The organism is Caballeronia sp. ATUFL_F1_KS4A (assembly GCF_023630905.1).
Taxonomy (GTDB): Bacteria; Pseudomonadota; Gammaproteobacteria; order Burkholderiales; family Burkholderiaceae; genus Caballeronia; species Caballeronia zhejiangensis.
Map to the genome: position 1 here is coordinate 15,594 of NZ_JALQEB010000002.1, position 26,812 is coordinate 42,405.

General features: G+C 62.9%; 22 protein-coding genes. 6 read left to right on the top strand and 16 right to left on the bottom strand.

Annotated elements, in window-relative coordinates; translation table 11 throughout:
• Positions 1–159 precede the first annotated feature (159 nt).
• From aspT (NCS03_RS03140) to NCS03_RS03150, 3 genes are read left to right on the top strand one after another with little or no spacing between them, the layout of a single operon-like run.
• Positions 160–1,842, top strand: a complete 1,683-nt coding sequence (aspT, locus tag NCS03_RS03140) for an aspartate-alanine antiporter (RefSeq protein WP_250528747.1) — start codon at positions 160–162, stop codon at positions 1,840–1,842.
• Between the two features lie 4 nt (positions 1,843–1,846).
• Positions 1,847–3,538, top strand: a complete 1,692-nt coding sequence (gene aspT, locus NCS03_RS03145; protein WP_250528748.1) for an aspartate-alanine antiporter — start codon at positions 1,847–1,849, stop codon at positions 3,536–3,538.
• 55 nt (positions 3,539–3,593) lie between these two features.
• Entirely contained in the window at positions 3,594–4,442 is an 849-nt protein-coding gene (locus NCS03_RS03150) for an aldo/keto reductase (RefSeq protein ID WP_250528749.1), read from the top strand.
• Positions 4,443–4,454: 12 nt separating this feature from the next.
• Here the strand turns inward: NCS03_RS03150 and NCS03_RS03155 are convergent, their stop codons facing one another.
• From NCS03_RS03155 to NCS03_RS03200, 10 genes are all read right to left on the bottom strand, one after another.
• Positions 4,455–4,874, bottom strand: coding sequence for a Rap1a/Tai family immunity protein (locus NCS03_RS03155; RefSeq protein WP_008351222.1), 420 nt, complete (start codon positions 4,872–4,874; stop codon positions 4,455–4,457).
• 74 nt (positions 4,875–4,948) lie between these two features.
• Positions 4,949–7,024, bottom strand: a complete 2,076-nt coding sequence (locus NCS03_RS03160) for an ABC transporter ATP-binding protein (RefSeq protein ID WP_008351221.1) — start codon at positions 7,022–7,024, stop codon at positions 4,949–4,951.
• Positions 7,021–7,878 carry an ABC transporter permease gene (locus NCS03_RS03165; protein ID WP_008351220.1) on the bottom strand — a complete coding sequence of 286 codons (858 nt, stop codon included), beginning with the start codon at positions 7,876–7,878 and terminating at the stop codon, positions 7,021–7,023. The genes NCS03_RS03160 and NCS03_RS03165 overlap by 4 nt, the downstream gene beginning before the upstream one ends.
• A complete protein-coding gene (locus tag NCS03_RS03170) occupies positions 7,875–8,882 on the bottom strand; it encodes an ABC transporter permease (RefSeq protein ID WP_250433945.1) in 1,008 nt (335 codons plus the stop codon). The genes NCS03_RS03165 and NCS03_RS03170 overlap by 4 nt, the downstream gene beginning before the upstream one ends.
• Before the next feature lie 4 nt (positions 8,883–8,886).
• Positions 8,887–10,548 (bottom strand): ABC transporter substrate-binding protein, encoded by a 1,662-nt coding sequence (locus NCS03_RS03175; protein ID WP_250528750.1) that lies wholly within the window; start codon positions 10,546–10,548, stop codon positions 8,887–8,889.
• Between the two features lie 128 nt (positions 10,549–10,676).
• The gene (locus NCS03_RS03180) at positions 10,677–11,159 is read right to left on the bottom strand and encodes a cupin domain-containing protein (protein ID WP_033537126.1); all 483 of its coding nucleotides are present in this window, start codon (positions 11,157–11,159) and stop codon (positions 10,677–10,679) included.
• 100 nt (positions 11,160–11,259) lie between these two features.
• The gene (fusA, locus tag NCS03_RS03185) at positions 11,260–13,365 is read right to left on the bottom strand and encodes an elongation factor G (RefSeq protein ID WP_250433955.1); all 2,106 of its coding nucleotides are present in this window, start codon (positions 13,363–13,365) and stop codon (positions 11,260–11,262) included.
• Positions 13,366–13,558: 193 nt separating this feature from the next.
• Positions 13,559–14,128 carry a DUF192 domain-containing protein gene (locus tag NCS03_RS03190; RefSeq protein WP_008351215.1) on the bottom strand — a complete coding sequence of 190 codons (570 nt, stop codon included), beginning with the start codon at positions 14,126–14,128 and terminating at the stop codon, positions 13,559–13,561.
• 123 nt (positions 14,129–14,251) lie between these two features.
• Positions 14,252–14,458, bottom strand: a complete 207-nt coding sequence (locus tag NCS03_RS03195; RefSeq protein ID WP_075583544.1) for a hypothetical protein — start codon at positions 14,456–14,458, stop codon at positions 14,252–14,254.
• A 383-nt stretch (positions 14,459–14,841) separates the two neighbouring features.
• Entirely contained in the window at positions 14,842–15,417 is a 576-nt protein-coding gene (locus NCS03_RS03200) for a pseudouridine synthase (RefSeq protein ID WP_250528751.1), read from the bottom strand.
• A 200-nt stretch (positions 15,418–15,617) separates the two neighbouring features.
• On the opposite strand from NCS03_RS03200, the gene icd reads away from it, so the two are divergent.
• A complete protein-coding gene (icd, locus tag NCS03_RS03205; protein WP_008351202.1) occupies positions 15,618–16,874 on the top strand; it encodes an NADP-dependent isocitrate dehydrogenase in 1,257 nt (418 codons plus the stop codon).
• Between the two features lie 158 nt (positions 16,875–17,032).
• On the opposite strand, the gene cspD is transcribed toward icd, so the two are convergent.
• Complete coding sequence (cspD, locus tag NCS03_RS03210) at positions 17,033–17,239, bottom strand: cold shock domain-containing protein CspD (protein WP_008351201.1); 207 nt, start codon at positions 17,237–17,239, stop codon at positions 17,033–17,035.
• Between the two features lie 525 nt (positions 17,240–17,764).
• On the opposite strand from cspD, the gene clpS reads away from it, so the two are divergent.
• Positions 17,765–18,079, top strand: coding sequence for an ATP-dependent Clp protease adapter ClpS (gene clpS, locus NCS03_RS03215; protein WP_008351199.1), 315 nt, complete (start codon positions 17,765–17,767; stop codon positions 18,077–18,079).
• Positions 18,076–20,379 carry an ATP-dependent Clp protease ATP-binding subunit ClpA gene (gene clpA / locus NCS03_RS03220; protein ID WP_008351197.1) on the top strand — a complete coding sequence of 768 codons (2,304 nt, stop codon included), beginning with the start codon at positions 18,076–18,078 and terminating at the stop codon, positions 20,377–20,379. The genes clpS and clpA overlap by 4 nt, the downstream gene beginning before the upstream one ends.
• Positions 20,380–20,554: 175 nt before the next feature.
• Here the strand turns inward: clpA and NCS03_RS03225 are convergent, their stop codons facing one another.
• From NCS03_RS03225 to ileS, 5 genes are all read right to left on the bottom strand, one after another.
• On the bottom strand, positions 20,555–21,172 hold the full coding sequence (locus tag NCS03_RS03225; RefSeq protein ID WP_175982816.1) for a hypothetical protein: 618 nt from the start codon (positions 21,170–21,172) through the stop codon (positions 20,555–20,557).
• Positions 21,173–21,654: 482 nt separating this feature from the next.
• Entirely contained in the window at positions 21,655–22,101 is a 447-nt protein-coding gene (gene dut, locus NCS03_RS03230) for a dUTP diphosphatase (RefSeq protein WP_008351195.1), read from the bottom strand.
• Between the two features lie 88 nt (positions 22,102–22,189).
• Positions 22,190–23,398 (bottom strand): bifunctional phosphopantothenoylcysteine decarboxylase/phosphopantothenate--cysteine ligase CoaBC, encoded by a 1,209-nt coding sequence (coaBC, locus tag NCS03_RS03235; protein ID WP_034472998.1) that lies wholly within the window; start codon positions 23,396–23,398, stop codon positions 22,190–22,192.
• A gap of 54 nt (positions 23,399–23,452) precedes the next feature.
• Positions 23,453–23,971 carry a signal peptidase II gene (gene lspA, locus NCS03_RS03240; protein ID WP_033537118.1) on the bottom strand — a complete coding sequence of 173 codons (519 nt, stop codon included), beginning with the start codon at positions 23,969–23,971 and terminating at the stop codon, positions 23,453–23,455.
• Positions 23,972–26,803: an isoleucine--tRNA ligase gene (ileS, locus tag NCS03_RS03245; protein ID WP_008351192.1), complete on the bottom strand. Its 2,832-nt coding sequence runs from the start codon at positions 26,801–26,803 to the stop codon at positions 23,972–23,974.
• Positions 26,804–26,812: the final 9 nt, after the last annotated feature.

The following is a 26,812-nucleotide window of genomic DNA, read 5'->3' on the forward strand; positions in this document are numbered from 1 at the left end:
GAACGCATCGAAGTAACACTCAAGGCCGAAAGAGATTTTATATATCGCCCGGTAAATGCCGATTAAAACTTTTGGTGCAAACCCGTTTCTCTTTTCGGATATTGATGGATATATCGATGCCGCGATTACGTTCGAAATTCGAAAACACGGGTTGACGTCATGATTTGGACTCTGCTTGCGGCGCATCCTGAAATCGCCCTATTTTCGAGCCTCGCTATTGGTTATCTCGTCGGGTCCGTGAAGCTCGGCCCCATTCAGCTCGGCGGCGTTTGCGGCACACTCGTCGTCGCGCTGATTCTTGGACAAAGCGGCGCGCGCATTTCACCCGATCTCAAGAACATCGCATTCGCGCTCTTCATCTTCGCGCTGGGTTTCACGGGCGGCCCGCAGTTCTTCGCGAACATCGGGCGCGGCTGGCGTTACGGCGCGTTGTCGATCGTCGAGATCGTCGTCGTGGTCGCGCTCGTGCTCGGCGCCGCCGTCATATTGAAACTCGACGCGGGAACGGCGGCCGGCTTGCTTGCCGGCGGCGCGACGGAATCCGCGGTGATCGGCACGGCGTCGGAGGCCATCGGGCGGCTCGGCCTGTCCACGACAGATACCGCGCGGCTGCAGGCGAACATCGTCACCGCTTACAGCGTGAGCTATCTGTTCGGCCTCGTCACGATCGTGCTGTTCACGAGCCAGTTCGCGCCGCTCATCCTGCGCGTGAATCTGCGCGACGAAGCGGAGCGCGTGTGGCGCAAGCTGGGCGGCGACGGCGCGCTCGGCACCGGGCAGACGCCCGCCACGCCGCCGCTCGCGGGCCGCGAGATAAGGGTGACGGCCGCCGCGGGCCTCACCGTCGGCGACCTGGAGAAGCGCTTTCGCGACAACATCAGCGTGCAGCGCGTGCAGCGCGACCGCTCGGTCATCAAGCCGCAAGCGGCGGTCATGCTGAAGGCGGGCGATCTCGTCGTGGTCGGCGGGCGGCGCGAGGCGCTGGTCGAGGCGATTCCCGCGATCGGCGAGGAAGTTTTCGGCAACGGCGTCTCCGATGTCTATGTCGAACGCACGGATGTGATGCTCACGCGGCGCGAACTGCACGGCCTCACGCTCGCCCAGGTGCGCGCCCGCGCCGCGCCCGCCGACGCCCACGGCGTCTTCGTCGCGGCCGTGACGCGTCTCGACAGCACGATTCCCGCGCTCGCCGGCACGCAGGTGCATCGCGGCGACGTGCTGACGCTCATCGGCAACAAGGAGGATGTCGCGCGCGGCGCGGCCAGGCTCGGCTACATCATCCGCGCGACGCAGAAGACCGACTTCGTGTTCCTCGGGCTCGGCGTGCTGCTCGGCATCGCGGTCGGGCGGCTGTCGGTACATGCCGGCGACATCGATCTCACGCTCGGGACGGGCGGCGGCTGCCTGCTCGCGGGGCTGCTGTTCGGCTGGCTCCGCTCGCGTTATCCGCTGATCGGCTCGCTGCCCTCGGCGGCGGCGCAGATATTGAAGGACTTCGGCCTGTGCACGTTCATCGCGGCGGTCGGGCTGTCGGCGGGCCCGGACGCGTTGCGGCTCGTTCGCGAATACGGCATCGCGCTGCCGGTCGCGGGCATCGTCATCACGCTCGTGCCGGCGCTCGCGTCGCTCTTCATCGGACGATGGCTGCTCAGGCTCGACGTGCCGATGCTGCTCGGCGCGATCGCCGGTCAGCAATGCAGCACGCCCGCGATCAGCGCGCTCGTCGGCGTGACGGGCAACGCGACGCCGATGATCGGCTACACGATCACGTATGCGCTCTCGAACGTGCTGTTGCCGCTGCTCGGCCCGGTGATCGTCGGGCTCGCGAGCAAACTGGGCTGACCGTATGGAATGGCTCCACGACATCTTCCAGAAAGCGCCGGAATCGGCGCTCTTTCTTTCGCTCGCGGCGGGTTATCTGATCGGCCAGATCAGCTTCGGCAAGTTTCAACTGGGCGGCGTGGGCGGCTCGCTGATCGCGGCGGTGATCGTGAGCCAGGCGGGCGTGCAGATCGACAACGGCGTGAAATCGGTGATGTTCGCCGTGTTCATCTACGCGGTCGGCTACGACTCCGGCCCGCAGTTTTTCAGCTCGATCAACCGCCGCACGCTGCGCGAAATCGCGATGGCGCTGTTCCTCGCGGTGACGGCGCTCGCGAGCGTGATCCTCTGCGCGAAGCTGTTCGGGCTCAACAAGGGGCTAGCGGCCGGACTCGCGGGCGGGGCGCTGACGCAATCGGCGATTATCGGCACGGCGGGCGATGCGATCGCGCGGCTCGGATTGCCCGCCGATCAGACCAAGGCGTTGCAGGCCGACGTCGCGGTCGCGTACGCGGTAACGTACGTGTTCGGCTCGCTCGGCGCGATCATCGTATGCGTGAACATCCTGCCGAAGTTCATGGGGCAGAGTCTCAGGGATGCGTCGATCGAAGCGGACAAGGCGCTCGCGGGCGGGGCGTCCGGTCCCGGACCAGGGCAGATTTCGGCGTTGCCCGCGCTCGTCGGACGCACGTATCGCGTGACGCACGATGGCGCGGCGGGGCGCACGGTCGCGCACGTCGAAGTCGACGACCGGGACATGATCACCGTCGAGCGCATCCGGCGCGGCGGGCGCGCGCTGGAGCCTGCCGCGGACTTCGTATTGCGAGCGGGCGATATCGTGCTCGTCGTCGGGCGGCGCGAGGCGATGGCGGGCGCGACGGCGCACATCGGCGAGGAAATCGCGGACGCCGATGGCAGCAGCGTCGTCATGCAGAAGCGTCAGGGCGTGTTCACGAAGCGCGGGATGAACCACGTGAGCATCGCCGACGTGCGCGCGACGGTCGATCGCGACATTCGGCACGGCGTGTATATCCACGGCATCACGCGTGCGGGGCATCCGTTGCCGGTGCTGCCCGAGACGACGCTCGATCACGGCGATGTCATCACGTTCTACGGCGCGCCGCAGGACACGAAGCGCGCCGTCGATGCCGCCGGTTACGAACTGCCGTATTCCGACAAGACCGATTTCATCTACATGGGCGTGGGTATCGTGCTCGGGTTGCTGATCGGGCTGATCGTCGTCGATGCAGGCGGCGTGCCGCTCACGCTCGGCTCGGGCGGCGGCTGCCTGCTCACCGGTTTGCTGTTCGGCTGGATGCGCGGCAAGCATCCGATGTACGGCGTGATGCCGCCGGCCGCATCGCAATTGCTGAAGGATTTCGGACTGGCGGCGTTCGTCGCGGTGGTCGGGCTGAATTCCGGCTTGCAGGCCGTCGTCACGGTGAAACAGAGCGGGCTGACGATCTTCCTGCTCGGCGTGTTCGTCACGCTGTTTCCGCTCGTGCTGACGATGCTCTTCGGCCGCTACGTCCTGCGTTACGACAACGCGGCGCTGCTCGCGGGCGCGCTCACCGGTTCGCGCAGTGCGAATCCGGCGTTCGGCGGCGTGCTCGACAAAGCCGAAAGCGCCGCGCCGACGGTGCCGTTCGCGATCACGTATGCGTTGGCGAACGTGCTGCTGACCTTGCTCGGACCTTTGGTGGTCGGGCTCGTCTGAAGCGGCGGGCGTGCTCCTTGCGCCATAATCGGCGGACCTGCAAGGAGACTTCTTCATGGCTCAATCCAATGCGGCAACCGTCACGCTTCCGTCCGGCGAAGCGATTCCGAAACTCGGCCAGGGCACCTGGGAAATGGGCGAGCGCCCGAACGCGCGCAAGAGCGAGATCGCCGCTTTGCGCGAGGGCGTCGATCTCGGCATGACGCTCATCGATACCGCCGAGATGTACGGCGAAGGCGAAAGCGAGAAGCTCATCGCCGAAGCGCTCGGCGACAGGCGCGACGAGCTTTTCATCGTCAGCAAGGTGTATCCGCATAACGGCAGCGAGCGCGGCGTGCAGAGCGCATGCGAGCGCAGCCTGAAACGCCTGAAGACCGATCGCATCGATCTGTATTTGCTGCACTGGCGCGGCGGCGAGGATCTCGAAGGCGTGATCGCGGGTTTCGAAAAACTGAAGGACGACGGCAAGATTCGCCACTGGGGCGTGAGCAACTTCGACACGGACGACATGGAAGAACTCTTATCGCTCGATGGCGGCGACGCCTGCGCGACCGATCAGATTTTCTTCAACGTCGCGCGGCGCGGGGCGGAGTTCGATCTGTTGCCGTGGCTGCGTGAGCACCGCATGCCCGCGATGGCGTACAGCCCCGTCGATCACGCGCGTCTGCCGCGCGGCGGCGCGCTGGAACAGATCGCGGCGGCGCGCGGCGTGTCGGCGTTTCAGGTGGCGCTCGCGTGGGTGCTGCAGCAGCCGCAGGTATTCGCGATTCCGAAAGCGTCGGATGTCGCGCACGTTCGCGAGAATCGCGCGGCGCTCGATCTTCACCTGTCCGCCGACGAGCTCGCGGACATCGATCGGCAGTTCAAGCCGCCGAAGTCGAAGCGCCCGCTCGAAATGCTGTGACGACGCGCCGGATCACGTGCACGCGTGATGCGCGTGCACCGAGCCGAGCACCGCGACTTCCGCGGGTGTGCGCCTCAGATCGGCTTCGTTGACCTGCTTCGCATCGGCGAGGAAGTCGTCGACGATCGACGACACGGTCGTGTCCGCGAGACACAGCGATACGCGCTTCGTCTCGCCATCGGGCAGCGACGTGCGCTGCGACAGAAACAGCACGCCGTACTGATAACCGCGCACGATTCCGCGTACCGCGCCCACGCATTGTCCTTGCGCCGTGTTGTCGGACTTCGCGGCGCATTGCTGCGCGAGCGCGTAGGCCGAGAAAGTCGGATCGGACGCGCCGGGCGCCGGAGCCTGTGGTGCGGTCTGCGCCTGCGCGGCCGTCGCGACGCCGAAAGTCAGTGCGCAAAGCGCGGCGGAGAGGGCGGGTTTCATCGGTTGAATCCTCGTTGTTTTGAAGGTTGAACCGATGAGAGGCGCGCAACGCCGCTTTGGTTCCGACGAAAGCCTCAGCGCGCCTGACGCTGCAGCGTGCGCAATTCGTCGACGGGAATGTGGCAATGAATCGCGTGACCGTCGCCGGCGTCGCGGCACGGCGGCGTTTCGGTTTCGCAGATTTCGCCGATCTTGCGCGGACAGCGCGTATGGAACACGCAGCCCGAAGGCGGATTCGCCGCGCTCGGCAACTCGCCCGACAGCCGGATGCGCTTCGCGTGCGTCCCGTCGATCGACGGCACCGACGACAGCAATGCTTCGGTGTACGGATGCTGCGGTCCGTCGAATACGGCGGCCGCGCGCCCGATCTCCATGATGCGCCCGAGATACAGCACGGCGATGCGGTCCGACAGATAGCGCACGACATGCAAATCGTGCGAGATGAACACGTAGGAGACGCGGCGCTCGCGCTGCAGATCGGCAAGCAGATTGAGGATCGCGGCCTGCACGGAGACATCGAGCGCGGAAGTCGGTTCGTCGCACACGACGACGCGCGGATCGCCCGCGAACGCGCGCGCGATCGCGACGCGCTGCTTCAATCCGCCCGACAGTTGCCGCGTGCGCGAGCTCAGATAGCGCTCCGGCAGACGCACCGCTTCGGTCAGCGTGTGCAGGCGCTGTTCCTTCGCTTCGCCGTGCAACGCGGCGAGCTTCGACAGCGAACGCGCGATCAGTTGCCGCACGGAATGCGCGCGATTCAGCGCGGAATCCGGGTTCTGAAAGACGATCTGCAGCGACTTCACCTGTTCTTCGCTGCGCCGGGTCACGCGCTCGGGCAGCGCGGCGCCGTCGAGTTCGAGCGACGCGCCTTTGTCGGGCGATACGAGGCCGAGCAGCAGCTTCGCGAGCGTCGTCTTGCCGCTGCCCGATTCGCCGACGAGCCCGAGCGTTTCGCCCTGCACGAGATCGAGCGAGACATCGTGGACGGCGCGCACGTCTTCATCGCCGACGCGGAATGTCTTCGAGAGATTGCGCGCGGATAGCGCGAGCGGCTGATCGACACCGTCGGCATCGGCGACGGGCACCGGCGCTTCGTCGGCCGAGCGCGGCAGCGTTTCCGCGCGTTCGTGATAGTGACAGCGCGCCATCTGATCGCCGTGCGCCGACGCCACGCGATACGGCGGCGGCGCGTCCTTGAGACAACGCTCGTCGGCGAGCTTGCAGCGCGGCGCGAAAATGCAGCCCTGCGTGATCGATCCGGGCAGCGGGAGGGAGCCTGGAATCGTGTCGAGCCGGCCCGTTTCCTTGGCGCGCCCCGCACGCGGCAGACAGCGCAGCAGGCCGACCGTGTACGGATGACGCGGCTTGGCGAACACGTCGGCGGTCGTGCCTTCCTCGACGAGCTTGCCCGCGTACAGCACGCCGACGCGATCGCACATGCGCCCGATCACCGCGAGATTGTGGCTGATGAAGAGCACGGCCGTGCCCAACTCCGCACGCAATTGCGCGATGAGATCGAGCACTTCGGCTTCGACGGTGGCGTCGAGGCCCGTGGTCGGTTCGTCGAGAATCAGCAGTTCGGGATTGCACGCGAGCGCCATCGCGATGACCACGCGTTGCTGCATCCCGCCCGAAAGCTGATGCGGATAACTCTCCATCACGCGTTCGGGCGATGCGATGCGCACGCGTCTCAGCATGTCGGCCGTGCGCGACAGCGCTTCGTCGGCGGATGCGCCCGTGACTTCGAACGCTTCGGAGACTTGCCGCGCGATCGTCAGCGACGGATTCAGCGCGCGTCCGGGATCCTGATAGACCATCGACACGGCGGTCGCGCGCATGCCGCGCAGCGCGTCGGCGTCGAGCGCGGCGACGTCGCGCCCGGCGATCGAAATGCGGCCAGCCTTCACGCGCCCGTTGCGCGGCAAGTAGCGCAGCACCGCGAGCGCGGCGGTCGACTTGCCGCAGCCCGATTCACCGACCAGCCCGTAGGCCTCGCCGCGCCTGACGCGCAACGTGACGTCCTGCAGCACGTCACGTTCGCGTCCGCGCGAACGGTACGCGACCGTGAGGCCGACGACCGTGAGCGCGTCGGCCTGATCGCCTTTCGCGGCGCCGAACGTGGGAAAAGCCGATGGCGGCGGTCCGTTCATCGGTCGAGCACTCCTTGCACGGCATCCGCGACGAGATTCACCGCGACGACCAGCGACGCGATCGCGGCGGCGTCGAAGACGACGGTCCACCACGCGCCGCCCGCCATCAGCGTATAGCTTTCGGACAAGGCGAGACCCCAGTCGGCGGACGGCGGCTGAATGCCGAAGCCGAGAAACGACAGCGTCGCGACGGCGAAGATCGCGTAGCCGAGACGAACGGTCGCCTCGACGATGATCGGCGGCAGCACGTTCGGCAGAATCTCCGCGAACATGATGTAGAGCGCGTTCTCGCCGCGCAATTGCGCCGCGAGCACGTAGTCGAGATGGCGCTCGCTCAGCACGGCGGCGCGCACGGTGCGCGCGGTGATCGGCGCGAAGGTGAGGCCGATGACGAGGATCACCGTCGTGTTGCTCGCGCCGACGGCGGCGAGCGCGAGCAGCGCGACGATCACGAGCGGCAGCGCGAGCAGCGCATCGATCACGCGGCCGATGGCGGCGTCGACCCAGCCGTCGAAATAGCCGACGACGAGCCCGAGCGCCGTGCCCGCCGCCGTGCCGAGCAGGGTCGCGAGCGGCGCGATCGTCAGAATGTCGCGCGAGCCGACGATCACGCGCGCGAACACGTCGCGACCGAGCTGGTCGGTGCCGAACCAGTGATCGCCCGAAGGCGCGACGAGCGAGTTGAGCGGATCGGACGCGTAGGGATCGTGCGGCACGAGCCAGTGGCCGAAGAGCGCGCACAGCACCCAGAAGAGCAGGATCAGCACGCCGATATCGAAGGTCGCGGAACGCACGAGCGCGCTCAACGCTTCGAAGCGGCGCGATTTCGGTGCGATAGCGGCCGCCGTGCTCATTTCGCTTCCCCGGTGCGCAGGCGCGGATTGAGCACGACGTAGAGCGCATCGGCGATCAGATTCGCCGCCGTATAGATCACGCCGATGGTCAACACGCCCGCTTCGAGCATCGGAAAGTCCTTCGCTTTTGCGGCGTTGTAGATCAGCGAGCCGATGCCCTGGTAGTGAAACAGCGTTTCCACGACGACGAGTCCGCCGATCATGTAGCCGAGCTGCGTCGCGGCGACGGTGACGGTCGGCAAAAGCGCGTTGCGCAGCACATGGCGCACGATCACGACGCGCTGCGGCAAGCCCTTCAGGATCGCGGTGCGCGTGTAATCGGCGTCGAGCGCTTCGACGGTGCCCGCGCGCGCCATCCGCGCGATGTAGCCGAAGAACACGAAGACGAGCGGCAGCACTGGCAGGATCAGATGTTCGAGTTGCGTGAAGAAGCCCGCGTCGGCAGGCGCGGTCGCTTCGATCGGCAGCCATTGCAGCCAGACGCCGAAGATCAGGATCAGCACGATCGACGAGACGAATTCCGGCACCACCGTCGCCGTCAATCCGCCGATGCTGATGACGCGATCGATCCATCGTCCCGAATGCAGCGCCGCGTACACGCCGCCCGCGATGCCGAGCGGCACCACGACGACGAACGCGAGCGCGCCGAGCTTCGCCGAATTCCACAGCGCGTTGCCGATGAACGGCGCCACGGGCGCGCGAAACGCGTAGGACTCGCCCATGTCGCCGCGCAGGAAATGGCCGATCCAGCTCGAATACTGCGTGAGAAGCGGCCGGTCGACGCCAAGCTGATGGTTGAGCGCGGCGACCGCGCGCGCATCGGCGAGCGGGCCGAGAATCGCGCGGCCGACGTCGCCGGGCAGCAACTGGCCGCCCGCGAACACGATCATCGACAGAAGCCACAGCGTGACGAGCGCGAGCGAGAGCCGCACGCCGACGAAGCGCGCGATGCGCTTCATTCGGGCGAAGTCGGCGACGTGCGCCGTGGGCGTGATCGTGCTCATTCGCTTACGCCGAGATCGTCGCGCGGTCGAACCACATCTGCGAAATCGCGTTGAAGCGCACGCCGGAGACATTGGCGCGCGTGACGATCAGCTGGTCGTAGAAGTAGGGGATGACGACCGGCGTTTCGTCGAGCAGCAAATGCTGAATCTGCGCGGACAGCTTCTTCTGCGACGCGACGTCGAGCGCCGCGACGAACTGCGCGACGAGCTTGTCGTATTCGGGATTCTTGAAGTGCGCCGCGTTCCAGGTGCCGCCGCTCGTCAGCGGCGCGTTGAGGAACACGTTCGGCACGCCGCGATGCCCGTAATCGGTGATGCCGAGCGGCGAATCGAGCCAGTCCGACTTGCCGAACGTGCCCGAGCCGTAATAGAGGTCCTGGCTCTCGACCTTCAACTGGATGCGTATGCCGATCGCCTTCGCCGCGTTCTGCACGACGACCGCGAGATCGGGAATCTCCATGTACTTTTCGGTCGTGAGCGTGACGTCGAAGCCGTTCGCGACGCCGGCATCGCTCATCAGCTTCTTCGCCTGCGCGATGTCGATCTTGCGTTGCGGCACGCTGAGATCGCTCGACGGAAAAACCGGCGCGAACGGGCTGTCGTTGCCGACTTGCGCGCGGCCGCGGAACAGGCCCTTCACGATGACTTCGCGATCGATCGCGAGCGCGAGCGCCTGACGCACGCGCTTGTCCTTGAACGGCGCCATGTCGCAGCGCATGTGCAATTGCCGATGCGAACTCGACTTCGTGCCGAGCACCTTGAATTGCGGATTCGTCAGCATCGCGACCCCGCCTTGCACCGTGAAGTCGCCCATCACGTCGGCCTGGCGGCCTTGCATCGCGAGAAGCTGCGCCTGTTGATCCGCGTAGAAGGAAAACTGCACGCGATCGGGCAGCGCTTTCTCGCCCCAGTAGTCGGGATTGCGCACGAACGATGCGCCCACTTTCGGCGTGTATTTATCCAGCTTCAGCGCGCCCGTGCCCATGAACGTCTTCTCGTAAGGGCCGCTGAAATTCGCCGGGAGGATCACGGCGTTATACGTATCCGAGGAAACGTAATACGGGAAATTGCCATTGGGCGCGTCGAGATGAAACTCGACGGTGTGATCGTCGACGGCCTTCGCCGAATCCTTCGACAGCACGCCCTTCAGCACCGAAAGCGCAGCCGAGCCGGTCGCCGGATCGGACAGGCGGTTGAAGGTCGCGACGACGTCCTTCGCGGTCATCGGCTGGCCGTCGTGGAACTTCACGTTCGGGCGCAGCTTGAACGTCCACACGTCGCCCTTGGCATTCGACGACCACGACAGCGCGAGCGCCGGCTTGAGCGTTAGATGTTCGCTGTCGTCGTCGACGAGAAATTCGCCGGTCTGATTGATGAGCGCAAGCCCCGACGCATCCGTCGCGGTGAGCGGATCGACGGCGCCCGCGGGCATCAGATGCGCGACGCGGATCGTGCCGCCCGGCTTGCCCGCGCCTTGCGCCCGCGCGCCCGGCATACCGAAGATGCCGCCCGCCGTGAGCGCGATGCCGAGCACGCTCGCATGGCGCAGCAACTCGCGGCGCGTGAGGCGTCCGGCCATGAACTCGTCGATCGCGTGATTGCCCAGTTCGCCCGCGCGAGGGCGGGCCAGTTCCAGAAGATGCGCGTCGGTCGAAGGTTTCTTCATCGTGTGCTTTTCCGTTGTCGTTGTTTGCTGGCCGTCGCCCACGCGCGATCGGCTCGACCGCGCCGTCGAGGTGCATTCGGGCATCGCTAGCAAGGAACGCGCCGCTCCATGACGCGCCCGTGCGCTTTTCAGTGATCGTGTGGATGCTTGTGAATCGGATCGACCCAATAGACTTCCTCGGGCTTCTCGACGGCATCGATGTTCAGATTCACCACCACCGCTTCGTTGTCGCTGCGCACGAGCACGCATTCGAGCGGATCGGCGGTGCTCGCGTTGATTTCCTGGTGCGGCACATAAGGCGGCACGAAAATGAAGTCGCCGGGACCGGCCTCGGCCGTGAACTCGAGATGCTCGCCCCAGCGCATGCGCGCCTGGCCGCGCACGACATAGATGACGCTTTCGAGCGCGCCGTGATGATGCGCGCCGGTTTTCGCATTCGGATGGATCGTGACCGTGCCGGCCCAGATTTTCTGGGCGCCGACGCGCGCCGCGTTGATGGCAGCCGCGCGGTTCATGCCGGGCGTCTGCGGCGTGTTGGTGTCGAGCTGATCGCCCTTGATGACCTTGACGCCGTGTTCGCGCCAATCGATGTGCTGATGTGGATCGCTCATGTCGCTCATGCCCGTGTATCGTCTGCGGATATGAAAAAGTCCGTTGCCGCCATCAAGGAAGCGAGCAACGGACTTCCGATACTACACGGTTCGATCGCGATTATTTCGCTTTCGAATTGATGATCGCTTCCGACACGTTCGACGGCGTCTCCGCGTAATGCTTGAACTCCATCGTGTAGGTCGCGCGGCCTTGCGTCAGCGAGCGCAGCGACGTCGAGTAGCCGAACATCTCGGCAAGCGGCACTTCCGCGCGCACGAGCTTGCCGCCGCCGCCCGCGATGTCCTCCATGCCCTGCACGATGCCGCGCCGGCCCGAGAGATCGCCCATCACGTTGCCCATGAAGTCCTCGGGCGTCTCGACTTCGACGGCCATCATCGGTTCGAGCAGCACGGGCTTCGCCTTGCGCATCGCTTCCTTGAAGGCCATCGAGCCCGCCATGCGGAACGCGTTTTCGTTCGAATCGACATCGTGATACGAGCCGAAGGTGAGCCGCACTTTCACGTCGACGACCGGATAGCCCGCGAGCACGCCGGCCTTCAGCGTTTCCTGAATGCCCTTGTCGACGGCGGGGATGAACTCGCGCGGAATCACGCCGCCCTTGATCTGGTCGACGAACTCGTAGCCCTTGCCGGGGTCCGGCTCCAGCGCGATCACGGCGTGACCGTACTGCCCGCGTCCGCCCGACTGCTTGACGAATTTGCCTTCGACATCCTCGACCTTGTTGCGCACGGTCTCGCGATACGCGACCTGCGGCTTGCCGACCGTCGCCTCGACGCCGAACTCGCGCTTCATCCGGTCGACGAGAATTTCGAGGTGCAGCTCGCCCATGCCGGAGATGATCGTCTGGCCCGATTCCTCATCGGTCGTCACGCGGAACGACGGATCTTCCTGCGCGAGACGGTTCAGCGCGATGCCCATCTTTTCCTGATCGGCCTTCGTCTTCGGTTCGACGGCCTGCGAGATCACCGGTTCAGGGAAGATCATCCGTTCGAGGATGATGACGTTCTGCGGATCGCAAAGCGTGTCGCCGGTCGTCGCTTCCTTGAGACCGACGGCCGCCGCGATGTCGCCCGCGCGCACCTCCTTGATTTCCTTGCGCTCGTTCGCGTGCATTTGCAGAATCCGGCCGAGGCGCTCCTTCTTGTCCTTCACCGGATTGAAGACCGTGTCGCCTGAATTCACGACGCCCGAATACACGCGGAAGAAGATCAACTGCCCGACGAAGGGGTCGGTCATGATCTTGAACGCGAGCGCGGAGAACGGCTCGTCGTCGCTCGGATGACGCTCCGCTTCCTCGTCGTCTTCCGTGTGGCCGAGAATCGCGGGCACGTCGACGGGCGAGGGCAGGTAGTCGATCACGGCGTCGAGCATCGCCTGGACGCCCTTGTTCTTGAACGCGCTGCCGCAGAGCATCGGTACGATTTCGTTGGCGATCGTGCGTTTGCGCAGCGCGCCCTTGATCTCGTCCTCGGTCAGGCTGTTGTGGTCTTCCAGATACTTCTCGAGCAGCTCTTCGCTCGCTTCGGCGGCGGCCTCGACCATCTTCTCGCGCCACTCGTGCGCGAGATCCTTGAGGTTGTCGGGAACTTCCTCGTAGGTGAACTTGATGCCCTGGCTCTCGTCGTCCCAGACGATCGCCTTCATCTTCACGAGGTCGACGACGCCCTGAAAGTGATCTTCCGCGCCGATCGGAATCTGGATCGGCACCGCGACGCCCTTCAGCCGGTCGCCGATCTGCCGCTGCACGCGAAAGAAGTCCGCGCCGACGCGGTCCATCTTGTTGACGAACGCGATGCGCGGCACCTTGTACTTGTTCGCCTGACGCCACACGGTTTCCGATTGCGGCTGCACGCCGCCGACCGAGTCGTAGACCATGCACGCGCCATCGAGCACGCGCATCGAGCGCTCGACTTCGATCGTGAAGTCGACGTGCCCCGGCGTATCGATGATGTTGATGCGATGTTCCGGATAATTGCCGGCCATGCCTTTCCAGAAGGCCGTCGTTGCCGCGGAGGTAATCGTGATGCCGCGTTCCTGCTCCTGCTCCATCCAGTCCATCGTGGCCGCGCCGTCGTGCACTTCGCCGATCTTGTGCGTCACGCCGGTGTAGAAAAGGATGCGCTCGGTAGTCGTAGTTTTGCCGGCATCGATGTGAGCGCTGATTCCGATATTCCGATAGCGCTCGATGGGAGTCTTGCGGGGCACGTGAACCTCCTGTGGTTTGAGTCGGCGCGGCGTGTGAAGCCAACGCGAATGCGTCGCGCCGAATCTTTTTAGGATAGCGCGTCGGCAGGCTCTTTGCAGGAATCCTGCCAGCCCGGCGCAAGCGACTTCCCGGACGCAAAAAAACCGGCGTGTCGTGCGACGACGCCGGTTGTTCGGGCGGGCAAGAAGCGCGTTACTGCGCGCGCGGCAAGCCTTTGATCTGCGTGCCCGGCTTGATGCCTTTCGCGGCAAACCATCCCTTCGGCATTTCGAGCGCATACACGCCGTTGTTGCGCGGGCAGTGGTTGTTCTCGGTTTCGGCCTGCATCTCGTCGATGTCGGTGATCGTGCCGTCCGCGCGGATGAACGCGATCGACAGCGGGATCAGCGTGTTCTTCATCCAGAAGCAATGCACGGCGTTTTCATTGAACACGAAGAGCATGCCTTCGTTCGGTGCGAGCTGCGTGCGATACATGAGACCTTGCTCGCGATCGGCATCGTTCGCGGCGACGGCGGCGTCGATCACATACATGCCCGCGGTCAGCTTTGCGCGCGGAAAGTCGGACGGCTGCTTGGCGCCGGGCGGCATCGTCTGCGCCTGTGCGAGCGGCAATGCGGCGAAGGGCAGGGCAAGCGCGATCACGCATGCGCGCGCGAGCTTGCCGAGGTTGATTTGTTGATTGAAGAAGCGCGAGACGAGATTCACGGCAAAGCTCCCTTTCTGATCGATGGCTTGCGCCTGAGCCGGACAAACCCCGCGCATGTTACTCGATGCGCAGGCACAAAACAAAAGGGCAGACGCCTTGCGGCCATCTGCCCTTTGAACGCCGTAAGGACGGCGGTAATGCTCGTTCTTGACTTCGCTATACCGCCTCTTACAAAAAACTTACTGAGCTGCCGAAGCGGCTGCCGGAGCCGACGCAGCGGCTGCCTTCTTGTGCGACTTCGACGACTTGTGCGACGTCTTCTTGTGAGCCGACTTGTGAGCCGACGAAGCAGCTGCCGGAGCAGCAGCGGCCGGTGCCGAAGCTTCTTGTGCGAAAGCAGCGGTTGCGAACAGGCCAGCGACGAGAGCAGCGATCAGTTTGTTCATCTGTGAATCCTCAGCTTGAGTTAATTAACCAAACGACCCGGTCATTGAGTCATGTCGGTAAACGAGCCACCTACCTTTCGGTTGACACTCGACATCGATAATTCAAATTCGATGCGACTGTGAACGCTTGAACCTTTCAAACTCCCTGGAGCACACAGGTAGTTGTAATCAGTTATTCGCTCATGCCGGATAGCTTTATGCGGCATCTGACGCCCTTAACGCGTCGCGTGAAGAGTCGGTTGACGCGATTTACAGAGAAAATTGCGCGGCGACAAAAAAATATCGGCGGCGCGATATGCGCTACTCTATCTCGATGACAGCACGTTTAAACACATCGCACTAAACGATGCACACGGCCGATATTCAGGATAGTTGAATGCGATTCAACGAACGCGTTGCCATGGCGCGCGCGGGGCGACCTCGACGGCCTCGCCCGGCGCGAGGCCGAGCGTGAAGATATCGAGCGCGCCGATCGCGACGCGTACGAGCCGCAAGGTCGGAAAGCCGACAGCGGCCGTCATGCGCCGCACCTGCCGATTCTTGCCTTCGGTGATGGCGAGCTCGATCCACGTCGTCGGGATGGCGGCGCGATAGCGGATCGGCGGATTGCGTGGCCAGAGCGCTTCGATGTCGCGTTCGTCGACGAATGCGGTGCGGCACGGCTGCGTCACGTAATCGCCGAGATCGACGCCTTTCGAAAGACGCGCGAGCGCGGCTTCGTCGGGCGCGCCTTCGACTTGCGCCCAATAGCGCTTTACCAGCTTGTGACGCGGCTCCGCGATGCGGGCCTGGAGCGCGCCGTCGTCGGTGAGGAGGAGCAGGCCTTCGCTATCGGCGTCGAGCCGGCCCGCGGGATACACGCCCGGCGTCTTCACCCAGTCGCCGAGCGACGCGCGCGTCTCGTGCGCCGAAAACTGGCAGATGGTGCCGAAGGGCTTGTTCAGGGCGATAAGTGACATGCGAGGCGCGCGGCGTGGTCGGATGCGGCATCTTAAAGCATGCGCGCGGCGGCTTTCGGGCGCGCCGGGACAAGCCAGCATGGTTAGAATGATGAAGTGAACTTCATCGCGCGGGTTCATCGCCCGCGCATGCTGCATCGCATCGCTCTCTATCCAGTTTGCTTGCTTCCATTCAAGCCCGGCCTTATTTGGAGTCGACCATGCCGTATCAGCACATCAAGGTTCCGGAAGGCGGTGACAAGATCACCGTCAACGCGGACTTCTCGCTCAACGTCTCGGATCAGCCGATCATCCCGTATATCGAGGGCGACGGCACGGGCGTCGACATCACGCCGGTGATGATCAAGGTCGTCGATGCGGCGGTCGAGAAGGCCTACGGCGGCAAGCGCAAGATTCAATGGATGGAAATCTTCGCGGGCGAAAAGGCGACGCGCGTCTACGGCCCCGACGTGTGGCTGCCGGACGAAACGCTCGAAGTGGTGAAGGATTTCATCGTGTCGATCAAAGGGCCGCTCACGACGCCCGTCGGCGGCGGCATCCGCTCGCTGAACGTGGCGCTTCGTCAGCAACTCGATCTCTACGTGTGTCTGCGTCCGGTGCGCTACTTCAAGGGCGTGCCGTCGCCGGTGCGCGAACCGGAGAAGATCGACATGGTGATCTTCCGCGAGAATTCGGAAGACATCTACGCGGGCGTCGAATGGCCGGCGGATTCGCCCGAAGCGAAGAAGGTCATCAAGTTCCTGCGCGAAGAAATGGGCGTGAAGAAGATCCGCTTCCCTGATTCGTCGGGACTCGGCATCAAGCCCGTTTCGCGCGAGGGCACGGAGCGGCTCGTGCGCAAGGCGATCCAGTACGCGATCGACAACGATCGCCGCTCGGTGACGCTCGTGCACAAGGGCAACATCATGAAGTTCACCGAAGGCGCGTTCCGCGATTACGGCTACGCGCTCGCACAGAAGGAGTTCGGCGCGGAACTGATCGACGGCGGCCCGTGGATGAAGGTGAAGAATCCGAAGTCGGGCAGCGATATCGTCGTGAAGGATGTGATCGCGGATGCGTTCCTTCAGCAAATCCTGCTGCGTCCCGCCGAATACGACGTGATCGCCACGCTCAACCTGAACGGCGACTACATCTCGGACGCGCTCGCGGCGCAGGTGGGCGGCATCGGCATCGCGCCGGGCGCGAACATGTCGGATTCCGTCGCGATGTTCGAGGCGACGCACGGCACGGCGCCGAAATACGCGGGCAAGGACTACGTGAATCCCGGTTCGGAAATTTTGTCCGCCGAAATGATGCTGCGCCATCTCGGCTGGTTCGAGGCCGCGGACCGCATCATTTCGTCGATGGAGCAGTCGATTCTTTCGAAGCGCGTCACGTACGACTTCGCGCGTTTGATGGAAGGCGCGACGCAAGTATCGTGTTCGGGTTTCGGAGAGGTGATGATCGAGAATATGTGAGGACTCACCTCGATTCGATGTGGTAAATAAAAACCCCGGAAGGCCTACGCCTTCCGGGGTTTTTATTTCGCGCACATGCCTCATATGCGTGCAACGCGCGAGGCATGAAAAAACCCGGCGCGAAGGCCGGGTTTCACGAGGCTAAGTCGATCGAACGGTCAGGCAGCGTCCTGAATGTTCGAAGCTTGTTTGCCTTTCGGTCCCTGGACGATCTCGAAGCTGACCTTCTGGCCTTCCTTGAGCGTCTTGAAACCGTTCATTTGAATCGCCGAGAAATGTGCGAACAGATCCTCGCCGCCTTCATCGGGCGTGATGAATCCGTAGCCTTTCGCGTCGTTGAACCATTTGACCGTACCAGTAGACATTCGTACTTCCCCTCTAACTCTTGTCGCACCCAGAGCACGCTCGAAAAGCTCGACGGCACACCCCACAATGTGAACCGCCCCCTCCTCACAAGCTCACCTCGGCCTCTTTTTTCGTCCGTGGTTGGCCCCCGGAAAAAAGTGCCAGTTTGATTGTTAAATCTCTTAAATCGGGTGTCAAGGAATTTTTGGGATAGCCGTTAAGCTCGTTGCAAAGAGCGCATTCGTAGGGTAATTCCTGCTTTGCGTGTGTGCTGCCGTCCAAGCAAGTCATCTTGAAAAGTCGCATAATCGACTCACTTGTGTGATACCCGGCGGCCCGCAGCGCTTGGTGCTCGGTTTGTTTTTTTTGAAGCTGTGCGATACTGGTTTCGACGAGGTGCAAGCGGGCCGCGCCGAAATGTTGGGCAGCGGCAGGATTCGATGGGCGACACCTGTGCGAGTGCGGTTTTCAGCGACACATTCCGACCGGGCGGTCGGTGCTGGAGCGGCGATTGCGAGGACGTCCGTGATGTTTAGAATGGGTGTATGGCGATCAATCCCAACAAGCAGGATGGCACGGTACTGGAGCGGCAGGAGCAGAAGCTCAAGAAGCCGGCCATGTACAAGGTGGTGCTGCTGAATGACGACTTCACGCCGATGGAATTCGTCGTGATGATCGTGCAGGAATACTTCAATAAGGATCGTGAGACCGCGACGCAGATCATGCTCAAGGTTCATCGCGAAGGCAGGGGAGTTTGTGGGGTCTACACGCGAGACATTGCGTCGACCAAAGTTGAGCAAGTCGTTAGCCATGCACGGCAAGCGGGGCATCCGCTGCAGTGCGTGATGGAGGAAGCATGATTGCCCAGGAACTGGAAGTCAGTCTGCACATGGCGTTTATGGAAGCACGTCAGGCGCGGCATGAGTTCATAACGGTCGAGCACCTGTTGCTCGCCCTGTTGGACAATCCGACCGCGGCTGAAGTGTTGCGCGCCTGCGCAGCCAACATTGAAGATTTGCGTCAGAACCTGCGCAATTTCATTCATGACAACACGCCGACCGTGCCCGGCACGGACGACGTCGATACTCAGCCGACGCTTGGTTTCCAGCGCGTGATCCAGCGCGCGATCATGCACGTGCAATCGACTTCGAATGGCAAGAAGGAAGTGACCGGCGCGAACGTGCTGGTCGCGATCTTCGGCGAGAAGGACTCGCACGCGGTGTACTACCTGCAGCAGCAGGGCGTCACGCGTCTCGATGTCGTGAATTTCATTTCGCACGGCATTGCAAAGACGAATAGCGGCGACGCCGCCAAGGCGAGCAGCGAAGCGAATCCGGAATCGGAAGACGCCGCTGCGCAGAAGGAAACGCCGCTCGCGCAGTTCACGCAGAACCTCAACCAGCTCGCGAAGGACGGCAAGATCGATCCGCTGATCGGCCGTGAACTCGAAGTCGAGCGTGTGGTGCAGGTGCTGTGCCGCCGTCGCAAGAATAATCCGCTGCTCGTCGGCGAAGCCGGCGTCGGCAAGACGGCGATCGCCGAGGGCCTCGCATGGCGCATCACGCGCGGCGAAGTGCCGGACATCCTCGCCGATGCACAGGTCTACTCGCTCGACATGGGCGCGCTGCTCGCCGGCACGAAGTATCGCGGCGATTTCGAGCAACGTCTGAAGACGGTGTTGAAGGAACTGAAAGAGCGTCCGCACGCGATTCTGTTCATCGACGAAATTCATACGCTGATCGGCGCGGGCGCGGCATCGGGCGGCACGCTCGACGCATCGAACCTGCTGAAGCCGGCGTTGTCGTCGGGTCAGTTGAAGTGCATCGGCGCGACCACGTTCACGGAATATCGCGGCATCTTCGAGAAGGACGCGGCGTTGTCGCGGCGTTTCCAGAAGGTCGATGTCACCGAGCCGTCCGTCGAACAGACGGTGGCGATTCTGCGCGGCCTCAAGACGCGCTTCGAAGAGCATCACGGCGTGAAGTATTCGTCGGGTGCGCTGTCGGCGGCGGCGGAACTGTCGGCACGATTCATCACGGACCGTCATCTGCCGGACAAGGCCATCGACGTGATCGATGAAGCGGGCGCGGCGCAACGCATCCTGCCGAAGTCGAAGCAGAAGAAGACCATCGGCAAGAGCGAGATCGAAGAGATCATCTCGAAGATCGCGCGCGTGCCGGCGCAGAGCGTGTCGCAGGATGACCGCAGTAAGCTCCAGACGCTCGATCGCGACCTGAAAGCCGTCGTGTTCGGTCAGGATCCGGCGATCGACGCGCTGTCGGCGTCGATCAAGATGGCGCGCGCGGGTCTCGGCAAGCTGGACAAGCCGATCGGCGCGTTCCTGTTCTCCGGCCCGACGGGCGTCGGCAAGACGGAGGTCGCGAAGCAGTTGGCGTTCACGCTGGGCATCGAACTGCTGCGCTTCGACATGTCGGAGTACATGGAACGCCATGCGGTCAGCCGTCTGATCGGCGCGCCGCCGGGATATGTCGGTTTCGACCAGGGCGGTTTGCTGACCGAAGCCGTCACGAAGAAGCCGCATTGCGTGCTGCTCCTCGACGAAATCGAGAAGGCGCATCCGGACATCTACAACGTGCTCTTGCAGGTCATGGACCACGGCACGCTGACGGACAACAACGGACGCAAGGCGGATTTCCGCAACGTCATCATCATCATGACGACGAACGCGGGCGCCGAGGCAATGGGCAAGGCGGTGATCGGCTTCACGTCGCGACGCGAGTCGGGCGACGAAATGGCCGACATCAAGCGCATGTTCACGCCGGAGTTCCGCAACCGTCTGGACCAGATCATCAGCTTCCGTTCGCTGGACGAGGAAATCATCCTGCGCGTGGTCGACAAGTTCCTCATGCAACTGGAAGATCAGTTGCACGAGAAGAAGGTCGATGCGGTCTTCACCGATTCGCTGCGCAAGCACCTGGCGAAGCACGGTTTCGATCCGCTGATGGGCGCGCGTCCGATGCAGCGTCTGATTCAGGACACGATCCGTCGCGCCTTGGCCGACGAGCTCCTGTTCGGCAAGCTGGTCAACGGCGGCCGCGTGACGGTCGATGTCGATGCGGACGACAAGGTGCAGCTGACGTTCGACGAAAACTCGGCGCCGCCGCGCAATCCGAATCCGGAAGCGATCGAAGTGGATTAACGCGTTTAAGGCGGGACGATAAGCGTGGACTCGAAAGAGCCCACGCTTTTTTTTGCGCGTTTCACAACAGGCCGTTCCATGCTCAAGCATGTTTAATGTATCCGTGTCCCATCCCATCAGTCTCGAAGTCCAGATGATGCACGGAAACGAGCAAGCGCGTCTTCTGTTTGCGTCCTCACGGGTTGAGCGTTCCGACCATGATGTTGATCGAGCTGATGGTTACGATGCGCAAGTCTTTATCTCCAGTTGTACCTGAGAGCCGAAACTTGCCGTGTTCCCCGTTATTGCTGTGAAACGAGACTGCCGATGAGGGTTTTACGAAGTCCGGCGACACTCCGAATATGGTGAAAAATCTCCAGCCGATTCCTTGCATGCACGACGAATCGTGGTGATCGTCGGGGCTCGCCAGTACGGTTTCCAGAGGCGGGGGCGGAAGCGGGCCAAGGATGATTTCCTCGCAGTCATTGCCGTGTATGTCTGCATCTACTTGAATGGCGACAAGGTAGAACAGGCCGTTATACGACGTCGGAAACATTTGCGCGGTGTAGGTGTTGGAGTAGAAACTCACTTGAGCCACATCGAGCTTACTTACTACGGTAGAAGTTGTTTCGCCCAGAAGCGCCTGCCCATCACGGCCGGGGTTGCAGACTGATTGGACGCCAGCGTCATTGGAGTAAAACCAGTGGTCGTAGAATTTGAATCCACTGGCAGGCGGTGCAAGGCCGGACAGCGAGACGGTGGGAAATTCCAGTGCGAGCTGGTAGTTGTCTGAAAACATACATTCTTGGGCCATGATGCACTCCTAGAGATATGACTGTGAATCCTAAATAAAGCGGCGCGGATTAATCCAGTTGGATCGAGTATTGAAGCGGTCTACATGGCTACCTCCACGGGTTTATTAAGTCAGAGTCGACAACAAACATTTGAATCGGAATTTCGCAGCGGAAACGTGCGTGAAAACATTGGGCTCATCGTCAAGCGATGAACTCGATGCTGTCTCGAACAACGCGCCGAGATAGCTGCAGTTATGTTGATGGAGATAGTCCGCGCGTTCTTTTGCTGTAGGGAGTTATAGGTTTGTAATGTCAAAATAACTGTGAAGGTTTGTAATACGCGCAAGCGATTTGATTGCGAGAATTTTCCTATTTGAAAGTTCGATATTTTGGATCGTTAAACAAAAACGCGGATTATCTAAAAGATAATCCGCGTTTCATCGGTAATGGAACTGATCAGTGGGACGATCTATGTCTCGTCCCAGCGCGAGTGCATTCGCTTTCAGTGTTTCCCGGTACTTCCAAATCCACCAAGCCCGCGCTCGCTCGCTTCGAAATCATCGACGATATTGAACTGCGCCTGCACGACCGGCACGATCACCATCTGTGCGAGACGCTCCATCGGGTTCAGCGTGAACGCGGTGTCGCCGCGATTCCACGTCGAAACCATCAGTTGGCCTTGATAATCCGAATCGATCAGCCCAACGAGATTGCCGAGAACGATGCCATGCTTGTGACCCAGACCCGAGCGCGGAAGGATCATCGCGGCATAGCCGGGATCGGCCAGATGAATGGCGAGGCCGGTCGGCACGAGCACGGTCTGATGCGGCTCGATGACGAGCGGCGCATCGAGGCACGCGCGCAGATCGAGGCCCGCGCTGCCGGGCGTGGCGTAGGCGGGCATGAAGTCGCGCATGCGCGCATCGAGAATCTTGACGTCGAGTTTCATGGATCGAGGCGTTATTGAATGGAATGGCCGAGCTCGAAAGCATCGGCGGGAAGTCGATAGGAGCGCGTGCGCGCGGCGTCGAGTTCGGTCACGACAACAGCGTGCCGCCGGTCTTCGGCGCGCGCTTTGCGATCTCCGCGATCAGCGTGCGCGCGAGTTCCTGCTTGCCGGCGCGCGGCAGCGGTGTCGTGCCGCTTTCTTCGAACAGCACGACTTCGTTGTCGTCGCGTCCGAACGTGAGCTGTCCGATATTGCCGATCAGCAGCGGCACGTTCTTGCGCTTGCGTTTCTCATCGCCATGAACCTCGAGATTGCCGCTTTCCGCCGCAAAGCCGACGCAAAAAGGCGGATTCGGCAGCTTCGCCACCGACGCGAGAATGTCCGGATTCTCGATGAAGTTGAACGTCGGCAACGCGTCGGCGGTCTTTTTGATCTTCTGCTCGCTGACGTGATCGACGCGCCAGTCCGCCACCGCGGCGACCGCGATGAAGATGTCGGTGTCAGGGGTCGCGGCCATCACCGCATCGTGCATTTCCTGCGCGGTCTGCACGTCTTCGCGATACACGCCCCACGGCGTCGGCAGGGAAACCGGACCGGCGACGAGATGCACGTCCGCGCCCGCCTGCGCCGCCGCGCGTGCGAGCGCGAAGCCCATCTTGCCCGACGAACGATTGGTGATGCCGCGGACCGGATCGAGCGGCTCGAAGGTCGGACCGGCGGTAATCAGCACGCGCTGGCCGCGCAGAATCTTCGGCTGAAAGAACGCGCAGATCGCTTCGAACGCGGCTTCCGGCTCGATCATGCGGCCGTCGCCGACTTCGCCGCACGCCTGCGAGCCCGAATCCGGACCGAGCACTTCGACGCCATCGGCGCGAAGCTGGCTGACATTGCGCTGCGTCGGCGGGCTTTGCCACATCTGGCGGTTCATCGCGGGCACGACGAGCAGCGGGCAATCGCGCGCGATGCACAGCGTCGAAAGCAGGTCGTCGCACATGCCATGCGCGAGCTTCGCCATGAAGTCGGTCGAGGCGGGCGCGATGACGATCGCATCCGCTTCGCGCGAAAGATCGATGTGCGGCATGTTGTTCGGCATGCGCGCATCCCACTGCGACGTGTACACGGGACGGCCCGACAGCGCCTGCATCGTGACGGGCGTGATGAACTGCGTGGCCGCTTCGGTCATCACGATCTGCACGGTCGCGCCGGCCTTGACGAGCAGGCGCGTCAGTTCGGCGATCTTGTAGCAGGCGATGCCGCCGGTCAGTCCTAAAACGAGATGTTTGCCCGCGAGTTCCAACTTGCCTCCATCGCAAAAGAACACGGCTCCGTGAGAGGAGCCGCGTCGTGAATATCAACGTGAACCGCGCACGCGCCGCAGTTCGTCGAAAATCAGCAGGACCGCGCCGACGGTGATCGCGCTATCGGCGAGGTTGAACGCCGGCCAGTGCCACGCGTTCACATGAAAATCCAGAAAGTCGATGACGTGCCCGTACGCAATCCGGTCGATGACATTGCCGATCGCACCGCCCATGATGAGCGACAACGCCGTGCAGAACATGCGCTGCCCCGAATGGCGCTTGAGCAGATAGCAAATCACGATCGCCGCGACGACGCCCAACGCCGTGAACGCCCAGCGCTGCCAGCCGCCCGCCATCGCGAGGAAGCTGAACGCCGCGCCGCGGTTGTAGACGAGCAGCAGATTGAAAAAGGGCGTGAGCGCATGCGGATCGCCATAGGCGAACACGCGCTGCACGGCGATCTTCGTCAACTGGTCGAACAGAATGACGATCAGCGCGACGCCGAGCCACGGCGCGAGCGAACCGCTGCTCGCGGTTCTAACGGAAGTTTGCTTTGCCATCGTTCGAGCCATTTATGCCGCGCCTCGCGTTTCGCCTGCGCCGAAGAGATTGGAGAAGCAGCGGCCGCAGAGGCCCGGATGTTCCGGGTGCGAGCCGACATCGGCGCAATAGTGCCAGCAGCGCTCGCACTTCATGTAGCTCGACGCGGCGACATCGACGCCTTCTTCTGCTTCGCTCGCCACCTTTTCCACTTGCGCCGACGACGTGATCAGCACGAAGCGCAATGCATCGCCGAGACTCGCGAGTGCGTCGTAACGCGCGCCGCTCGCACGAACCACGACTTCCGCCTGCAGCGACGAACCGATCTGATTGGCCGTGCGCGCTTCTTCGAGCGCCTTGGTGACGTCGCCGCGCGCGCTGCGGATGAGCGTCCACTTGTCGAGCAGATCGCCGCCGTTCGCGATCTCCGGATACGTCGCGAAGACTTCCGTGAAGATCGTTTCCTGACCGGGCTTGAGCACCTTGTACGCTTCTTCGGCCGTGAACGACAGATACGGCGCGACGAGACGCAACAAGCCGTGCGCGATATGGAACAGCGCGGTTTGCGCGCTGCGGCGCTCGCGCGAATCGGGCTTCGTGGTGTAGAGGCGATCCTTCAGCACGTCGAGATAGAAGCCGCCGAGGTCTTCCGAGCAGAATGTCGCGATCTTCGCGACGACCGGATGGAATTCGTACTTCTCGTAGTGCGCGAGGGCGTCGTCCTGCAGATTGCGCGTGAGCGCGATGGCGTATCGATCGATTTCGAGCCAGTCCTGAACCGGCAGCGCGTTCTTGTCGAAATCGAAGTCCGACAGATTCGCGAGCAGGAAGCGCAGCGTGTTGCGGATACGGCGATACGTCTCCGTCACGCGCTTCAGGATTTCCTCGGAGATCGCGAGCTCGCCCGAATAGTCCGTCGATGCGATCCACAAACGGATGATTTCCGCGCCAAGGCGATTGGACACTTCGTGCGGATCGATGCCGTTGCCGAGCGACTTCGACATCTTGCGGCCTTCGCCATCGACGGTGAAGCCGTGCGTGAGCAGCGCGTCGTAGGGCGCGCGGCCGTCGAGCATCGACGCGGTGAGCAGCGACGAATGGAACCAGCCGCGATGCTGGTCCGAGCCTTCGAGATAGAGATCGGCCGGAAACTGCAGCGAATCCTTGTGCGAGCCGCGCAGCACGTGCCAGTGCGTCGTGCCGGAATCGAACCACACGTCGAGCGTGTCGCGGTTCTTCTCGTACATGTTGGCTTCGTCGCCGATCAGTTCGCGCGGATCGAGCGATTGCCACGTTTCGATGCCGCCTTCCTCCACACGCTTCGCCACTTCTTCCAGCAACTCCAGCGTGCGCGGATGCAGCTCGCCGGTTTCCTTGTGCACGAAGAACGCCATCGGCACGCCCCACTGACGCTGACGCGAAAGCGTCCAGTCCGGGCGATTCGCGATCATGCTGTAAAGACGCTGCTTGCCCCATGACGGATAAAACGCCGTGTTCTCGACGCCTTCCAGCGCGATCTCGCGCAGCGTGCGGCCGCCGTCCTTCGGCTTCACGTCCATGCCGGCGAACCATTGCGAGGTCGCGCGATAGATGATCGGCGTCTTGTGGCGCCAGCAGTGCATGTAGCTGTGCGTGTACTTTTCGCTCTTGAGCAGCGATCCCGCGCCTTCGAGCGCTTCGACGATCTGCGGATTCGCCTTCCAGATCGACAGCCCGCCGAACAGCGGCAACGATTCGATATAGCGGCCATCGCCCATCACCGGGTTGATGATGTCCGAGTCCGGCATGCCGTGCGCCTTGCACGACACGAAGTCTTCCACGCCATACGCCGGCGACGAATGCACGATGCCCGTGCCGCTTTCCGTCGTCACGTAATCGCCGAGATAGACCGGCGCCGTGCGCTTGTAGCCCGGATGCGCTGCCGCGAGCGGATGGTGGAAGCGCAGGTTCGCGAGCTTTTCGCCGGTCGTCGTCGCGATGACTTCGCCCGTCAGGCCGTAGTTCTGCAGGCACGCTTCGACGCGCTCCTGCGCGAGGATCAGGAGACCGCGCGGCGTATCGACGAGCGCGTAGACGATCTCCGGATGCACGTTCAGCGCCTGGTTCGCGGGAATGGTCCAGGGCGTCGTCGTCCAGATGACGATGCCGCCTTCCGTCTTCGGCAGCGCGGGCAGGCCGAACGCCTGCGCGGTCTTCTCCGGTTCGGCGAACGCGAACATGACGTCGATGGTCGGATCGGTCTTGTCCTTGTATTCGACTTCCGCTTCGGCCAGCGCCGAGCCGCAGTCGAAGCACCAGTTTACCGGCTTCAGGCCGCGGAACACGAAGCCCTTCTCCATGATCTTGCCGAGCGCGCGGATCTCGCCCGCTTCGTTGGCGAAGTTCATCGTCTTGTACGGATTGTCCCAGTCGCCGAGCACGCCCAGGCGCCGGAAGCCGACCTTCTGTTTTTCGATCTGCTCGCCCGCATACGCGCGCGCCTTCCGCATCACTTCGATGGCGGGCAGCGTCTTGCCGAACTGCTTTTCGATCTGGATTTCGATCGGCATGCCGTGGCAGTCCCAGCCCGGCACGTAGACCGCGTCGAAGCCCGCGAGATTGCGCGCCTTGACGATCATGTCCTTCAGGATCTTGTTGACGGCGTGACCGAGGTGGATGTCGCCGTTCGCATACGGCGGGCCGTCGTGCAGGATGAACTTCTTGCGGCCCTTCGACGCCGCGCGGATCTTCTCGTAGATCTTGTTGTCCTGCCACTCCTTGACCCACGCGGGTTCGCGCTTGGGCAGGTCGCCGCGCATCGGGAAGGGCGTGTCGAGCAGGTTGACGGGATACTTCGAGGAGGCTTTTTCTTTCTTGTCGCTCATGGGTGACTC

Coding starts and splice junctions, on each gene's coding strand:
- dut (WP_008351195.1), bottom strand. CDS start 22,101: ATGAAACTCGACGTCAAGATTCTCGATGCGCGCATGCGCGACTTCATG.
- aspT (WP_250528748.1), top strand. CDS start 1,847: ATGGAATGGCTCCACGACATCTTCCAGAAAGCGCCGGAATCGGCGCTC.
- NCS03_RS03190 (WP_008351215.1), bottom strand. CDS start 14,128: ATGCGCGGGGTTTGTCCGGCTCAGGCGCAAGCCATCGATCAGAAAGGG.
- NCS03_RS03165 (WP_008351220.1), bottom strand. CDS start 7,878: ATGAGCACGGCGGCCGCTATCGCACCGAAATCGCGCCGCTTCGAAGCG.
- NCS03_RS03200 (WP_250528751.1), bottom strand. CDS start 15,417: ATGTCACTTATCGCCCTGAACAAGCCCTTCGGCACCATCTGCCAGTTT.
- NCS03_RS03195 (WP_075583544.1), bottom strand. CDS start 14,458: ATGAACAAACTGATCGCTGCTCTCGTCGCTGGCCTGTTCGCAACCGCT.
- NCS03_RS03175 (WP_250528750.1), bottom strand. CDS start 10,548: ATGAAGAAACCTTCGACCGACGCGCATCTTCTGGAACTGGCCCGCCCT.
- NCS03_RS03170 (WP_250433945.1), bottom strand. CDS start 8,882: ATGAGCACGATCACGCCCACGGCGCACGTCGCCGACTTCGCCCGAATG.
- NCS03_RS03155 (WP_008351222.1), bottom strand. CDS start 4,874: ATGAAACCCGCCCTCTCCGCCGCGCTTTGCGCACTGACTTTCGGCGTC.
- clpA (WP_008351197.1), top strand. CDS start 18,076: ATGATTGCCCAGGAACTGGAAGTCAGTCTGCACATGGCGTTTATGGAA.
- cspD (WP_008351201.1), bottom strand. CDS start 17,239: ATGTCTACTGGTACGGTCAAATGGTTCAACGACGCGAAAGGCTACGGA.
- NCS03_RS03150 (WP_250528749.1), top strand. CDS start 3,594: ATGGCTCAATCCAATGCGGCAACCGTCACGCTTCCGTCCGGCGAAGCG.
- NCS03_RS03160 (WP_008351221.1), bottom strand. CDS start 7,024: ATGAACGGACCGCCGCCATCGGCTTTTCCCACGTTCGGCGCCGCGAAA.
- NCS03_RS03180 (WP_033537126.1), bottom strand. CDS start 11,159: ATGAGCGATCCACATCAGCACATCGATTGGCGCGAACACGGCGTCAAG.
- lspA (WP_033537118.1), bottom strand. CDS start 23,971: ATGGCTCGAACGATGGCAAAGCAAACTTCCGTTAGAACCGCGAGCAGC.
- NCS03_RS03225 (WP_175982816.1), bottom strand. CDS start 21,172: ATGGCCCAAGAATGTATGTTTTCAGACAACTACCAGCTCGCACTGGAA.
- icd (WP_008351202.1), top strand. CDS start 15,618: ATGCCGTATCAGCACATCAAGGTTCCGGAAGGCGGTGACAAGATCACC.
- ileS (WP_008351192.1), bottom strand. CDS start 26,803: ATGAGCGACAAGAAAGAAAAAGCCTCCTCGAAGTATCCCGTCAACCTG.
- clpS (WP_008351199.1), top strand. CDS start 17,765: ATGGCGATCAATCCCAACAAGCAGGATGGCACGGTACTGGAGCGGCAG.
- aspT (WP_250528747.1), top strand. CDS start 160: ATGATTTGGACTCTGCTTGCGGCGCATCCTGAAATCGCCCTATTTTCG.